Raw genomic sequence first — 13439 nt, 5'->3', positions numbered from 1 at the left:
ATAAAATACGACTTGTCATGGGCCTCCGGTTAGCCGTATTAATACGGCAGTTCTTCAGCCTTGAATTGCGCACGATTAGCTTTGAGGTCTCATGTTTTCTCTGCATGAAATTCCAGTTCCCATGGTCTACGCAACGTTCAGGATTATTAGGGATTGCAACACAGAGTTCCTGTCTCTCTTCGGCTACGTATCGTCCGATCTGATCGACAAGAGTTTCGCCCGCCTATATCCTAAGCATTCTGATTTCGTACGAACTGGCAAGATGTGGCAGGCACATATGAGCGGTGGTGACATTTATTACGACGAACGAATTATGACAGCGAGCGATGGCAGGCGGTTCTGGTGCAAAGTCCATGGACGCACTCGGTGTCCAGCCGATCCGTTTGCGGAGGCATTATATTGTTTCCAACCGATTAGCCGCCCTGTCGCCAGCCAGCGCATTCGTCTAACGGATCGCCAGAGGCAAATAGTAGCGTTGATGACTCAAGGAAAGACAAACGCGCAGATAGCAAGCGAGCTGAACATCTCGAGCAGAACTGTCGAGTCGCATCGTGCAAGACTGATAAAGTCATCCGGCGTAAAAAACACTGCTGAGCTCATAGCTCGATTCAGCAACAGCTGAAGATTTAACCTGGGCCGGAGCGGATTATTCTATTGGGCACGCGGATCGTCCATGCTTGGAGCGAGATGATGTCAGCGGAGAAGCGCCTACGAGCATCCAGCCTTGAAGTTGCAACAGTCTTAATTCCGAAAAGCGTATCGCAATCTTTTGCCGTCTGCCGTGGGAACCGCTAGCACCTTTAGAGGGAAACAGCGTGCCGAGAAGTAAAAGCAAACCTTGAGAAATTGCCGGAATGTCGGGCTTACTCTCTTACAATATTTCCTCGGGAATGCGCTGTTCTTCCAGTTATGGAGTTACTTTCAGCCTTACCAACTCCGGTTGTGGTGCCGGCGGTGGCGGCGGCGGCGGCGGCGGATAGTGATCGCCTTCAGCCATTTCGGCAATATTCGACTGTTACAGACCCCACTCCGGTGGGGTCTTTCGTTTCTTTTTCGAGACAAATTTTGTTTTTGAGACGTAAACCTGCAAGTCGCGTTTTGCGTCTATGGAGCAGAGATCATATCCAACTGATCGTTTGCTTTAGGTTTGGGTTTTATCGGGAACGTTCGGTGGAGGAGCATTCTCATAGCTTTGGTCTCTTTTTTGTCTGAACCTGCTGCGGTTCATGCAGATACTTAACGCCGGACTTTTTCAATTCACCTTAAATCTGAACTGCTTCAGCGAATGCACAAGGGACATGCTTGTGCTCACGCACCACGTGTTTTCCCCAACGTGTTGTCTCCTCGCCGCCGCTTCACAGCAAAACACGCTCAACCAAACCTTGACGCATCCGCCTTATCAGCTGTTCGCCTGATCTCTCACGGAGGGAATAGCCCCTTCGGTTAAGGAGTAAAACAACTTTTTCAACGGAACCAAACGGAAACATGTCTTAAGTCCATTGCTCTAGAGAGACCGCTGCCTAGCTCCCGCTGTTCAATGGTAGTGATCAGTGGTGCCCGATAAAAATCCGCCGAAATTATCGGCGGATTTATCACTGTCTTCAGTTCCTTGCAGCAACGACCACAACTTCAATCAACCGCTTCGGATCGCCAAGATCAGCCACCCCTATGGTAGCGCGGGAAGGTAGATCATCCCCATCGAGCCATTCAAGCCAGGCTTCGTTCATTTCTTCCTTTTTTGCCATGTCACTGAGATAGATGCGGGCAGAAACAAGCTGCGTTTTGTCGGAACCACACTCCGCGAGGACTCCGTCCAACTTGGCGCATATCTGTTGGGTCTGTTCTTTCATGCCGAGCGAAATGTCGGTTGCCGCATGACCGCCGACGAAGATCAAGCCGTTATGTTCGACTGCCGCATGCATAATGCGATGCTTCCGGTAACGAGTTACCATGACTATACCTCTCTTACAGGTTCATTTATTGGTTGGTGTGGATGTTACGCTGGCGCATAAACGCCTAAATCAATGCCAAGTGGTGCATCAGTCAGCAAATCCGCCAGCAACTTGCCAGCAAATGGTCCAATGGTGAGCCCTGCGGCACCAAGTCCATTACCAAGGGTCAATCCGGCAACATCCGGAACACGACCCAGAATAGGCTTCGCATTTCCGGATGCCGGACGGAAGCCGATCCGCGTCTCTATGTGCGTTGCGTTAGCAAGTCCGGGCGCCACTGCCAGCCCGGCATTCAGTACTTCAGCTTCACCACCTGCCGTCACACGATAGTCGAAACCGGAATTGTCCTCGCGCGTTGCACCGATAACCACACGAGAATCGTCGAAAGCCAACAAGTAATGGCTCCCCATCGGCAGAAGCACCGGCCAGTTCGAAGTCTGAACACCTGGCAGACGGAGGTGAATGATCTGCCCTTTCTGAGGCTCGACCGGATGGGTGAGACCAAGGGTGGCGAGAATCTGTGACGCCCATGCTCCTGCCGTCACAACGATTTCATCGGCCTCATACAAAGTGCCATCGCTTGCAATGCAGACAGACTTTCCTTCCCTCAATGAGAGCGTGACACGGTCTTGACCGACTGTAGCGCCAAGAGAGACGGCCGCGCGCAACATGGCTGCCGCCAACAACCGGGCATCCACGCGTGCGGCACCAGGAATGAATATTGCTTCCATCCCATCCCGCAAGGGTGGAAATTTCGCACGAGCAGCTGCTGAGCTTAGATGCTCGACCACGCCCGCTTCAGGAACATTTGCAACACGATGAGCAATGCGTTGAGCTGCAGCGTCAAATTCATGTCTGTCTTCCGCAACGACCAATGCGCCAACTTTGCCGTAGCCCAGGTCAGTTTCTCCAAAGGATTTAAGCCCGTCCACCAATGTTTCATAATAGGCAGCACCGGCGGCATACATGTCGTAAAATGCACCGTTCTCGAGCTTGGTTGCCCATGGGCACACGATGCCTGCCCCAGCGAGAGTGGCCTTACCTTCGTGCTGGGCATCAACGATTTCAACATTGATACCCTTCCGGGCGAGATGGTAGGCGGTACTGGCACCAAGTATACCCGCACCAATTATCAAAACTTTCATATTCGCTCCCATGCCAATGCGGTTCCCGACAGAACGTGTCCGGGAGCCACGAAATCTTGTTCTATTCAACCGTCACGCCTGAAAACCGGCTTGTACCGAAGATGGCAGGCTCAAAGCCCTTCACATTCTTGCTGACCGTTGTCAGCGTATCGGCTCCACCGAGAATGACCGCAGGCGCCTCCTCATGGAAACGTCTCTGCGCCTTCTCATAAAGTTCGATGCGTTTTTCCTTGTCGCTGACACGTCCAGCTTCATTCATGAGGCTGATAAATTCCTTGTCGCACCAGCCGCCCACATTGGATGGGCTTGGCTTGCCTTCGGAATCGCAGATAAAATAATTATTTGGAATCTGACTTGGGTCCGGGAAGTCATAAATACCGCCAAACATGGCAACCGGGGCTTCGCCTGCTCGGGCGCGCTGAACATACTCCCCCCATTCATAGGTAACAATTTCAGCCTTCACGCCAATTTTAGCCCAATCTGCCTGGATCATTTCTGCGGCGCGGCGGCCATTTGGCATGTAGGGGCGATAAACAGGAACAGCCCATACTTGTGTCGAAAATCCATCTGAATAGCCTGCTTCCTTCAGAAGTTCCTTGGCCTTTTCTGGATTATATTCGTGTGGTGGCAAGTCTTTGGCGTGCCCCCACAAGACAGGAGGGATGAGTGCCCCTGTAGCTACACCCATGCCGCTATAGACTGCGTCGACCAGTGCTGGCACGTTGATTGCTTCAGCGAGAGCTGTTCGCACGCGTTTGTCCTGAAACTTCTCGTCTCTAAAGTTAAAGTCAATGAACCCGGTTGAGGCCACCGGCGTTTGTCTAAGATCGAGGATGTCACTTTTCTCGATCATCTCGCGATCAGCGAGATTGGGGTAGAGTGCTATCTGACATTCGCCTGCCAAAGCACGCTGCAGCCGAACGGATGCATCCGTACTGATTGCCATGATAAGCGCATCGACCATTGGCGTGCGGCTCTTATCACCGATAGATGCGCCCCATGTTTCTTTGAATGGTATAAGCCGTATCATAGCATCCTGTTGATATGCTTGTAGGGCAAAAGGCCCGGTTCCAATGGGCTGCATATCAAAAGCTTGAGGCGTTCCGGCCTTTAACAAGACATCTGCGTATTCCGCTGAAGTTATAGCCAGCGATTGATGCGCCATAATTCCGATAAAAGGGGCCAGCGGCTCCTTCAACGTAAAAGTGACTGTGTAATCATCAATCTTTTTCACCGATTCCAGAATATCGGCAAGCTTGGTGTTGAACGTGACGTAGTTGCCGCCATTGATCTTGGCATAAGGATTGTCCGCCTTCATCATCCGGTCAAATGTGAAGATCACATCATCAGCGTTGAAATCGCGGCTCGGGTTAAATCCGGCGTTGGATTGCCACTTCACGCCTTTGCGAAGTGTAAATGTATAGGACCGTCCGTCATCCGAAACTGTCCAGCTTTCGGCCAGCGAAGGCTCAATATCGGAGCTGGTCGCCTTCACGGATACCAGATTATCGTAAATGTTCGCGAGAACGTTAGACGTGGTGCCGTTGCTGCTCAGTTGTGGATTGAATATTTCTGGCGAACCTTCTACGCATACCGACAAGATGCCGGCATGGGCTGTTGTTGAAAGCGTCACAGCCATAAGGGCCGAACCCAGTGTGGCGGCAAAGACCGAAGTACGGACCAATGTCATGCTCATTCCCCTTTTTGGAACAAATCGCACCGGCGATCAGTCCATCTTGTTTTCAAGGAGAAAAGCGAGACAGGACATAATTGTCAAATATCAAATTATCCTATCATTATAACCAAAACTCATATTGCCGATTCATGATGAGAGTATCCATATGAATATCCGCCAGCTGGAAGCATTCCACAACACAATCGAAACCGGATCGGTAACGCATGCTGCGGAACGAATGCGAATATCGCAGCCAGCCGTCAGCAAGCTGCTTCGAAGTTTCTCGGACGCGTGCGGCTTCCAGCTATTTGTTCGAACAAATGGACGCCTTACACCGACACTTGAAGCACGGATGCTTGCAACTGAGGTTGCCAAGATGTTTTCAGGCACGGCACGTGTTGCTCGACTGGCCGATGCTGTACGCAATCAGGAGTGGGGCGAAATAACCCTTGTCGCTCCGCCTGCGCTGACCACTCGATTTCTGGCCCAATCCCTGGCACCTCTGCTTGCAGACCAGCCCGACATCCATTTTACCATGCGTAGTCTGCCCTCTCCGCGCATTATCGATCTTGTCGCGGCGCAGCAAGTCGATATCGGTCTGAGCGTATTGCCCTTCGAAAACCCCAATGTTGAAGCAGAGCGTCTCATACGTTTCGAAATGGTTTGTGTTTTGCCTGCAGGTCATCCACTGGCAGACAAAGCCGTTATCGATCTTGAAGACTTGAGCAGCGACCCATTCATTTCTCTAGCTCGCGATGACTGTTCACTAATGACGATTGACCGCGCTTTCCAAATCAAAGGTGTTCAAAAGAAAAACCGCATCGAAGTCCCGCTTTCCGAAACTGCCTGCTGTTTCGTAGCCAGCGGCGTGGGCGTTTCGATCGTCCCCTCGTTTGTCGGTTTGGATTTCGCTCCCGATATGTTGATTAGACGACGTATCGTTCCAGAAACAACGATTGATCTTTGGCTTCTTACGCCCAAAAATCACCCAAGATCTCTGGCTGCAAGCAAACTCATCGACTTTCTTCGACAGGTCATCGCACCCTTCGATGTGCGTCAATGACTGGGTAGCGGAAACGCTGGTTGATGTTGGAATTGACAAGATACCGATGTTCATGCATCCATATCCTTTATGAGCACCATACACGCAACACCGACGAGACAGGGCCGCAACCAGCGGACCGTTGGCGCGCGCGTGTTTGCAGGACGAGGTCTTCGGGTCCAGTCGTAAGCCGTGCTATCGCGCGACCGATTGGACGTAAAGCATTCACCTCATTCTTTTATGGCCACCATGGAGATTAGGCCATGCTCAGCATTTCGAACGTAAATTCTCTCGTGCACTGGGAGGAACGTGAAATCCTCCGGCGTGAAGAGTTCATCCGCCATTTCTCGGAGGAGGTGCGCTTCTTCCTTCGCTCCGTCAATCCAGCATGGGACATGCGTCGTGTTGAAGCGCCGACACTGATACCTCGGCAACTTATTTCCGATGCATATGAGAACGCTGACGTCTGGGTTCAGGAAAAGCACGACCCTACTGAAACCGAACTTGTCCTTCGGCCCGAGACTACGCCTTCCACCTATTCCTATATGACGTATCTTCTAAACAATCACACTGGTACAAAATTGCCCCTCTGCGTATGGCAGGCTGGGCGTTCATATCGTCGGGAGCAGGAGCAAACGACTGCCCACATGCGGCTCAAGGAGTTCTGGCAGTTGGAGTTCCAAGCGGCTTTTACCTCTAACACCGGAATGGATTACCATTCCGCTTCTCTTGAAGCAGTGCGGAAGATGATTGCTAGCGTGATCAACCTGCCAACTCGCATCGTTGAGTCAGATCGCCTCCCGAGTTATTCGCAGATCACCATGGATATCGAGGTCGATAACGGGTTCAAATGGATGGAAGTTTGTTCAATCTCGCGCCGGACAGACTTCCCGCTAAAATTTGTGTCTCGAGCAAGAAGCGGCGAGGTTAGAGAGCATGACGTTCTTGTACTTGAGATAGCGATAGGCCTTGACCGCTGCCTTCATAACTGGGCAATTGCTGCGGAACGTGCCTGATTTTGCTGTCTGATAATATCTCGCCTCTGCATGAGTTGAGGCGAGATATCGGTATTTCCGACAACGGTTTTTCCCGGCAGATGGTTGAGTTTACTTACAATGTTGAGGCGCTTTCTCAACCCACATCTGCTGGACCTAAATGAGGTATACGACACGTAAAGGATAAAAGATTTAGGAACCTATTTACAAGACTTTCTGATAGTCCACACTAAAGGATAGATACAGGAACCCTTCGTACAATATTTCAAACCATTCCTTCGTGAGATTTTCCTTCCGGAGCAGACGTTGAACTAGCTCATTACGGACTGCGTGTCAGAGCGCTGAAGCAGTTCAAAACATGCATCTGTCTGCATCATGCAGCTCAAGAACGAAGGAATTAGACCATGAAAGCTCTCACCGACAAGCTGTTGTCGCTTTCTGCATATTCGCATGACATTGATGTTCCGCTCGATCAGATCGATATTGCAGATTGGCTTTTCAATCTGCCTGAAGCAGAATACCAGCGTTGCTGCCCACCTGACCACATCGCTTGCGGCGCTACGTTCACCGACGACGGTCGCAAGATGTCGATCAACGTTGAAAAAATCGGCACCGGCTTGGTAATTCAGCATTATGTAGCAGAAGTAGCGACAGCTTTGTACTGTAAGATGAACTCAATTTCTGACGTGTTCACGCCAACTGGTGAGCGTACTCAGGTCAACGTTATCTGGGAACTGATCGGCGAAGCGATTGCGGGCAACCGCACCCGTTATACAAACAAGGTGACTTGTCATCCAACCGACGCGTTCATGACATTTATCGAACAACACGGACAAAGCTTCGAAGATGCCGCAGCAGCACGCCAAGCTGCAGGTGGAGATCACAATCATCGCGAAACGCCACTTTTTGCTGAAAGCATTGCTCGCAAGGCTCGCGAAAAGGCCCTGTCAAAATAAATACGATCGCTTTGGTCTTCTCAGGAAAGCGGATGACATTCGCTTTCTAGTTGACCAGTCAAGATTTTTGGTTGGAGCATCTCCTCACGGAGCTCTGGACCGAACAATGCCAGGATTTCACGATACGCTACGGGATTTTGACTGGCATGTTGGTAATAAAATTTGGAAACCAAACCGCAAGAACCCCACAACTTTATGGGGTTCTTGCGGAAGACGTGAGAACTACCTTGGAGCTGAACTTCATCGGCAGAACTATGCCGTCTGATGTCGTCAATTTTTTCGCATCAACGCGCCTGAAAGCCTGAACCTCATCGTCGTTGCATATCGGTTCGAAATCACTTGGAAGCACGATGTCATATGAGACTAGCAATTCCCGATGCATTCCTTGTGGACTAAAGTAAATACATGGGATGCGCTCACGTTGTATAACATCGGACATGAGTTCTGTAGTAATGCTGGCTTCTTCCCATCCCTCTTTAACAGCGGTTTCATGTAAACTTACATTGCTCGTTTTGCCTCCCGCCACCAACGTGTCCCAATGACCTGGCGCAGCGTTCGCGGTATCAGAACGTTGCGAAAGCCAGATTTGAACATTGGTGCTTTCAGATGTCTTTATGACGCCATTTACATGTACTTTCGTTGCCCGCAGCCCCAGAATTCGCAAGGCACTGCGGTCAATGGTGGCGACGGGTTCAGCATCAAAATGATAAAGAACGTCCATGACCTCATTTCGGTGGTCAACGATTAATCCGTCTGACCATAAGGCATCCCGGATCTACACCGACCGTTGCACCCTCACTTTGTTCCTTGTTTGTCGAGAAGTAAGACGAAGTAGATGCCGACGGGGAGCTGTGTTTGGAAGGCGTGCTGGGCTGCGTAATCGGCAGTTGTCAGCAACAGGCTTCCGGTGAGTGCGGATGGCATTAGGGTAACGCCTGCAGAACGGCTGATGCGGCGGGCAATCTGTGGGCTGCAAGCGCTATGAAGGCAATGGGACCAGCCGCAGCTGTGACGGTTGCGGTCAGGGCAACACCCAAGATCATCAACAGCAACCGCGTACGACTGGCATGCACGCCTGAGGCACGCGCTGCATCATCACCCATTTCCAGCTGTCGCATGGGGCATGCAAGCAACATGATCAGTGGAATGATCATTGCAAGAACAATATGGGCCCAATTCGCATCAGGAAATAGGCGTCCTAATTGGCTGCCCTTTCGACGGTTTCTGATCCTTCACATGCGCGATAGATGGCTAATCAGACAGGCGCGAAGTAATACTTGTGGAACCACAATTCGACAATGCACTAAGAACCGACGCCCGACTGCGCTGCCCGCCTTAAAGAATTAATCAAGTTCATTATTCTGACACAGAATGAACAAAAAATAATAAATTGGGATAGATCAGCCTTTTCTTTTGCTCTAGATTACAATCAGACTATATACCCAATATATATTGAATTAATAGAATTTCTTTTCTGTTCTCTAATCGCTTCTTCATATCGGATTTACATTGATTGGTCATAGAAATTATAGATATAAAACTGGTAAATATTACTATAATTGTTTTACTATAGAAATAATCGAATATGATAATATATTTTTCTTTTTTATTAATAATAAAGCAAGACGAAATTTCCGTTAAACAATTTCAAAGCGTAATATGTATTCTATGTCATCCTTATTTATCAAACGGCTGGAATCCGATGTTAATTTATAGAAAAACCAATACACGCATGGCTTAGCGATCCTTTAGATCATACGCCGGCCTGATAAACAGCTTGCACAGATATTACGTACCTCTGTCTTGCATTACAAAAGCGAAAAGGAGCGGCTGTGAAATCCAGAATGATGTTACTCTTTACTTCCGCCCTCGGTCTATTTTTATCTGATCCTGCAAATTCTGAGGGGCTGGTCCTACAGTTCAATATTGAAACCGGCGAACTGACCCCATTTGAACCGCACACTCAAGACGCGGATCGGGGCGCAATTCCGGCCAGTATTCTATCTCAGGCCGGAACTTACCGAGGACACCGGACTGTTCAGCCATCAAAATCAATTCTCGAAGCAATTGAAGCAACCGCCCAAAAATACGTAACCGCATCCGCCTTAGCGAAAGCCAATCTCACATCACATGAATGGATTGCTCTTTATCGCGCCAATATCGAGATTGAGAGCGGCTATAATACTGCTGCCGTCAGCAGAACGGGTGCAATCGGGCTTGGTCAATTAAGTCCGGAGACAGCAGCGCACCTCAACGTTGACATCAATAATCCCGCTGACAATTTACGCGGCTCTGCTGAGTATTTGGTAAGCCTACTTGATACTTTTGGTTCTCCCGATCTCGCCATCGCTGCCTATAACGCTGGTCCTGCTGCTGTCGTAAAAAATGGTGGCGTTCCACCGTATGGCGAGACCCGCGAGCACGTCCGTAAGGTCCTGGGCGTCTTTTTTCGATTACGGAAGCATTACGTTTAACCAATTGGAGAAATACTGCATGCATCGCACAAAGCGTATCACCGGGAAGGCGCAGGCTGCTGCTATTTGCCTGTCGGTCTTAGCAATCTATCTGAGCACGGTTGAGCCAACACTGGCAGCAAATATTGACCTTAGCCCTATTCAGCAGTTTCTCGATAGCATCGTGAAGTCTCTGACCGGACCTCTTGGAAAGACGGCTGCAACACTGGCCGTTGTCGCATCACTGCTAACTTGGTTCTTTGGCATCATCGATTTTCGCCAGTTGTTATGGATTGTGGTTGCCATCGTTTGCATCGGTTCTGCTTCGACGATCGTCAGCAGTCTGTGGGCTGGTGCTTAGCAAATCTCCGAATGGTGGAGGAGCTTTCCTTCGCCATTACATCGATAATTTATGGAGATGGATGTGCTTGAGCGTGACGAAATATACAGAGGCTTGCTTAAGAAGCCATCTTTTCTTTTTCTACCACTGCTTGATTTTGTGTGTTTTATTTCAGTCAGCGGGCTTTTGTTTATGTGGTTCCAGTCCTTCTACATTCTGATCGCGATAGCATTACTTTACGTCATTTTACTTGTCGCCTCTAAATGGGACCAGAACTTCCTGCATGTGATCTGGATCACCTCTAAAAATATCAAACGCAGCAAAAATGCCCGGCTTTGGGGTGGTGTGTCTTATGAACCATAAATTCAAACTTGCTTCACGCGGCTTTCGTGATCTTTATTTCTCATCGGCAGGTAAGAGGATTTTTCCCCGCGCCATGGCGCACGAAGAGCAATTCGAAGACTACCTGCCCTATGCGTTCTTGCTGGCAGATGATGTCACTTTACAGACAAAAGAGCGGAAGTTCATTCAATGCATTAGGCTCGATGGAATTAATTCTTCGAGCTCCAGCAATGCGACCATCGATGGCCTTAAAAAGCTGTTTGCTTCTGTCGTTGCCAATTCGGATGAACAGTTCAGCTATTATGTGCATAGCATCTCGAAAAACATCAAATATGCGCCGACAGAGATTCGTGGTAATCAGTTTGCCAGAGAACTGGATGACAAATGGCTTTCGCACTTAATGCGAAAAGGCCACAAAGACACATCCATTACGATTTCCGTCATTTCTTCATCCTCTCTGTTGATGAAGTTTGGCGGACTGGCTGAGAGTATCCGTTCCTTGCGCGGAGATCAGGCACTACCGAACCGCTATGATGCCCATCATGCCGACAGTCGCGAGCGTATTACACGCCTTGGTGAATTAACTGCGCTGATCTGTTCAGCTTTTGCTGCGCAAAATGCGCGGGTACTAAACGGCAAAAGCGGCGAATTAATTGGCTATCTGGAAAGCATCGGTTGTGGGATTGAAACCAGAGCCTATCCTCTGGAAGAATGCGCTATTCTGTCACGATCTATCGCCAATTATCGACCAACGCAGAACGGCACAATCATCCTGATTTCTGGTGGCTCGGTTTCAAACCGCATCGGCCGCATATTCACAATCAAGGATTACCCGCGGAGCTCTTATGCTGGTATTTTTGACGACTTGAAGTTGCCGCTCGATTTTGTCCTGACAAACTCCTTTGTACCGGTCGCTGATGAGAGTGCAAAGGAGCTTTTTCGGCGGACATTGGCGCAGCGCGTAAGCGTCAATGACGCGGCGGTCACCGATCAGCATCAGATGGCGCAAGGCCGAGATCGGATAGCGAGTGGCCTTGAACGTCTTGGATCGCATCATATGACAATCGCTATCTATGCTGAAACAGGTGATGAAATCGAGAAGGCCTCCGCCGAGATCCGCGCAGCTGCACAGGAAGCCGGGGCAAAAGTTGTTACGGAAGCATTTGCCGGTATGGGACATTACTTTGCTCAGTGGCCGGGCAATGAACATTTTCGTGCTCGCACCCGGCTTGTAACCAACCAGGTCTTTGCCGGTATGGCAGCGTTTCATCGAACTCCGACAGGCCTTGATGGTCATAATCTGCCATGGCGCGCACCGATTACTGCTTTTCCCACACCCGGCAATGGCATCTATAAATTCAGTTTCCACCCCAAAAGCAGTCCTGATGCGGAACCACCGGCGGCCCATACCGCAATGTTTGGCGATATGGGTTCGGGAAAAACGGTTCTGATCAACTTTCTGACTGCGCAGTCGCGTCGGCTTGGAGTACAGACCTTCCTGTTTGATTATCGTCAGGGCATGGAAACCGCCATCAAGGCCCTGTCGGGCAGCTATACAAAAATTTCGCCCGAGCTGCCTACCGGTCTCAACCCGCTCTATGGGCAGACGGACCCCGAGGGTCAGGCATGGTTAACTGACTGGCTGATCGCGCTTTTTGATAGAGATGACAAGAGATTCACCGCCTTGCAGCGGCAGGCGATTTCCGATGCTGTAAGCGGCAATGCCAAAGCCCCCGATCATTTGCGCAATTTCAGAAACTTTCCGGACTTGTTTGCGCATATTGATGATGACGGAGAATTACAACAGCGCATTCGCGAATGGTGTACCGATGGCCGTTATGGTTGGGTGTTTGGTGAAAACAGCGTCGAAGAATTCAGCCTGAACAATCCGGTCATGGGCTTTGACATGACCACTGTGCTTGATAGCGGCCATGAGAAAGAAAAGACCGCTATTCTTGGTTATTTGTTCCGGCTGATTGAGCGCAAATTGCAGGATAAACAGCCGACTTTGATCGTCATTGATGAGGCGTGGAGTGCGCTCAATACCGATTACTTTGCAAGAAAGCTGCAAAACTGGCTAGTAACCGCTCGCAAGCTCAATGCCGTAGTGATGCTGGTTACACAGTTTCCCTCACAAATATCCGAATCCCGCCTTGGACCATCAATGTTTCAGGCAATCCGCACGCATATTGTCCTTCCGAACCGCAATGCCGATGCCAGCAATTACGACGCCATCCGGCTCAATGAACGCGAGTTGCAAACCGTACTGAACAGCCCTGCAGGCACCCGTATGGCATTGATCCGCAATGACACTGAATCCATCGCCGTCAATACTGATCTGACCTGTTTGGGCGAGCATTTGAGTATCCTTGGAGGTGGACCATCCGGACAAAAAGCGTTTCAAGAATACATTTCCCGAGGCTCCCATGATTAAACTTGTAGCCAGCCTTTTACTCATATGTGTGCTTGGAGGTTGCACCAGTGTAGCGCCCGCAAAATCCAAATGCTTTTCGTTTGGACGTGTGAACTGCAAGTTCAC

The 13439-nt window shown here is 49.8% G+C and carries 14 protein-coding genes; 8 read left to right on the top strand and 6 right to left on the bottom strand.

Features of this window, described 5'->3' with window-relative positions; all coding sequences use genetic code 11:
- The first annotated feature begins 91 nt into the window (after positions 1-91).
- Positions 92-622, top strand: a complete 531-nt coding sequence (locus tag QSJ70_RS13005) for a PAS and helix-turn-helix domain-containing protein (RefSeq protein ID WP_215780110.1) — start codon at positions 92-94, stop codon at positions 620-622.
- Between the two features lie 979 nt (positions 623-1601).
- Here QSJ70_RS13005 and QSJ70_RS13000 read toward each other — a convergent pair.
- From QSJ70_RS13000 to QSJ70_RS12990, 3 genes are all read right to left on the bottom strand, one after another.
- Positions 1602-1952 (bottom strand): RidA family protein, encoded by a 351-nt coding sequence (locus QSJ70_RS13000; RefSeq protein WP_105707828.1) that lies wholly within the window; start codon positions 1950-1952, stop codon positions 1602-1604.
- Between the two features lie 44 nt (positions 1953-1996).
- Entirely contained in the window at positions 1997-3097 is a 1101-nt protein-coding gene (locus QSJ70_RS12995; protein ID WP_285536905.1) for an NAD(P)/FAD-dependent oxidoreductase, read from the bottom strand.
- A gap of 61 nt (positions 3098-3158) precedes the next feature.
- Positions 3159-4787, bottom strand: coding sequence for an ABC transporter substrate-binding protein (locus QSJ70_RS12990; protein ID WP_215780107.1), 1629 nt, complete (start codon positions 4785-4787; stop codon positions 3159-3161).
- Positions 4788-4938: 151 nt separating this feature from the next.
- Here QSJ70_RS12990 and QSJ70_RS12985 point away from each other — a divergent pair, with 151 nt between their 5' ends.
- From QSJ70_RS12985 to QSJ70_RS12975, 3 genes are all read left to right on the top strand, one after another.
- Complete coding sequence (locus QSJ70_RS12985) at positions 4939-5835, top strand: LysR substrate-binding domain-containing protein (RefSeq protein ID WP_215780105.1); 897 nt, start codon at positions 4939-4941, stop codon at positions 5833-5835.
- A 242-nt stretch (positions 5836-6077) separates the two neighbouring features.
- Complete coding sequence (locus QSJ70_RS12980) at positions 6078-6830, top strand: aminoacyl--tRNA ligase-related protein (protein WP_285536902.1); 753 nt, start codon at positions 6078-6080, stop codon at positions 6828-6830.
- Positions 6831-7213: 383 nt separating this feature from the next.
- A complete protein-coding gene (locus tag QSJ70_RS12975; RefSeq protein WP_285536900.1) occupies positions 7214-7765 on the top strand; it encodes a hypothetical protein in 552 nt (183 codons plus the stop codon).
- 193 nt (positions 7766-7958) lie between these two features.
- Here QSJ70_RS12975 and QSJ70_RS12970 read toward each other — a convergent pair whose 3' ends face one another.
- From QSJ70_RS12970 to QSJ70_RS12960, 3 genes are all read right to left on the bottom strand, one after another.
- Positions 7959-8486: an NUDIX domain-containing protein gene (locus tag QSJ70_RS12970; protein ID WP_215780101.1), complete on the bottom strand. Its 528-nt coding sequence runs from the start codon at positions 8484-8486 to the stop codon at positions 7959-7961.
- A gap of 74 nt (positions 8487-8560) precedes the next feature.
- Complete coding sequence (locus QSJ70_RS12965; RefSeq protein WP_285536895.1) at positions 8561-8689, bottom strand: hypothetical protein; 129 nt, start codon at positions 8687-8689, stop codon at positions 8561-8563.
- On the bottom strand, positions 8689-8919 hold the full coding sequence (locus tag QSJ70_RS12960) for an iron chelate uptake ABC transporter family permease subunit (RefSeq protein WP_285536893.1): 231 nt from the start codon (positions 8917-8919) through the stop codon (positions 8689-8691). Before QSJ70_RS12960 ends, QSJ70_RS12965 begins: the two co-directional genes overlap by 1 nt.
- Before the next feature lie 678 nt (positions 8920-9597).
- Here QSJ70_RS12960 and QSJ70_RS12955 point away from each other — a divergent pair.
- The 4 genes from QSJ70_RS12955 (at position 9598) to QSJ70_RS12940 (ending at position 13334) form a co-directional block, all read left to right on the top strand.
- Positions 9598-10239 (top strand): lytic transglycosylase domain-containing protein, encoded by a 642-nt coding sequence (locus tag QSJ70_RS12955; protein ID WP_285536891.1) that lies wholly within the window; start codon positions 9598-9600, stop codon positions 10237-10239.
- A 19-nt stretch (positions 10240-10258) separates the two neighbouring features.
- Positions 10259-10579: a TrbC/VirB2 family protein gene (locus tag QSJ70_RS12950; RefSeq protein ID WP_215780099.1), complete on the top strand. Its 321-nt coding sequence runs from the start codon at positions 10259-10261 to the stop codon at positions 10577-10579.
- Positions 10580-10642: 63 nt separating this feature from the next.
- The gene (locus QSJ70_RS12945) at positions 10643-10921 is read left to right on the top strand and encodes a VirB3 family type IV secretion system protein (protein ID WP_215780096.1); all 279 of its coding nucleotides are present in this window, start codon (positions 10643-10645) and stop codon (positions 10919-10921) included.
- Complete coding sequence (locus tag QSJ70_RS12940; protein ID WP_285536884.1) at positions 10911-13334, top strand: VirB4 family type IV secretion system protein; 2424 nt, start codon at positions 10911-10913, stop codon at positions 13332-13334. Before QSJ70_RS12945 ends, QSJ70_RS12940 begins: the two co-directional genes overlap by 11 nt.
- Positions 13335-13439 lie beyond the last annotated feature (105 nt).

This window comes from Brucella sp. NBRC 12950 (genome assembly GCF_030268145.1).
Classification (GTDB): Bacteria; Pseudomonadota; Alphaproteobacteria; order Rhizobiales; family Rhizobiaceae; genus Brucella.
This window is presented reverse-complemented; position numbering and strand designations above follow the sequence as displayed.

Excerpts from the sequence above, each read along its gene's own strand:
- QSJ70_RS12985 (WP_215780105.1), top strand. The coding sequence starts at position 4,939 with ATGAATATCCGCCAGCTGGAAGCATTCCACAACACAATCGAAACCGGA.
- QSJ70_RS13005 (WP_215780110.1), top strand. The coding sequence starts at position 92 with ATGTTTTCTCTGCATGAAATTCCAGTTCCCATGGTCTACGCAACGTTC.
- QSJ70_RS12950 (WP_215780099.1), top strand. The coding sequence starts at position 10,259 with ATGCATCGCACAAAGCGTATCACCGGGAAGGCGCAGGCTGCTGCTATT.
- QSJ70_RS12960 (WP_285536893.1), bottom strand. The coding sequence starts at position 8,919 with ATGATCATTCCACTGATCATGTTGCTTGCATGCCCCATGCGACAGCTG.
- QSJ70_RS12940 (WP_285536884.1), top strand. The coding sequence starts at position 10,911 with ATGAACCATAAATTCAAACTTGCTTCACGCGGCTTTCGTGATCTTTAT.
- QSJ70_RS12965 (WP_285536895.1), bottom strand. The coding sequence starts at position 8,689 with ATGCCATCCGCACTCACCGGAAGCCTGTTGCTGACAACTGCCGATTAC.
- QSJ70_RS12975 (WP_285536900.1), top strand. The coding sequence starts at position 7,214 with ATGAAAGCTCTCACCGACAAGCTGTTGTCGCTTTCTGCATATTCGCAT.
- QSJ70_RS12970 (WP_215780101.1), bottom strand. The coding sequence starts at position 8,486 with ATGGACGTTCTTTATCATTTTGATGCTGAACCCGTCGCCACCATTGAC.
- QSJ70_RS12995 (WP_285536905.1), bottom strand. The coding sequence starts at position 3,097 with ATGAAAGTTTTGATAATTGGTGCGGGTATACTTGGTGCCAGTACCGCC.
- QSJ70_RS12990 (WP_215780107.1), bottom strand. The coding sequence starts at position 4,787 with ATGACATTGGTCCGTACTTCGGTCTTTGCCGCCACACTGGGTTCGGCC.
- QSJ70_RS12980 (WP_285536902.1), top strand. The coding sequence starts at position 6,078 with ATGCTCAGCATTTCGAACGTAAATTCTCTCGTGCACTGGGAGGAACGT.
- QSJ70_RS13000 (WP_105707828.1), bottom strand. The coding sequence starts at position 1,952 with ATGGTAACTCGTTACCGGAAGCATCGCATTATGCATGCGGCAGTCGAA.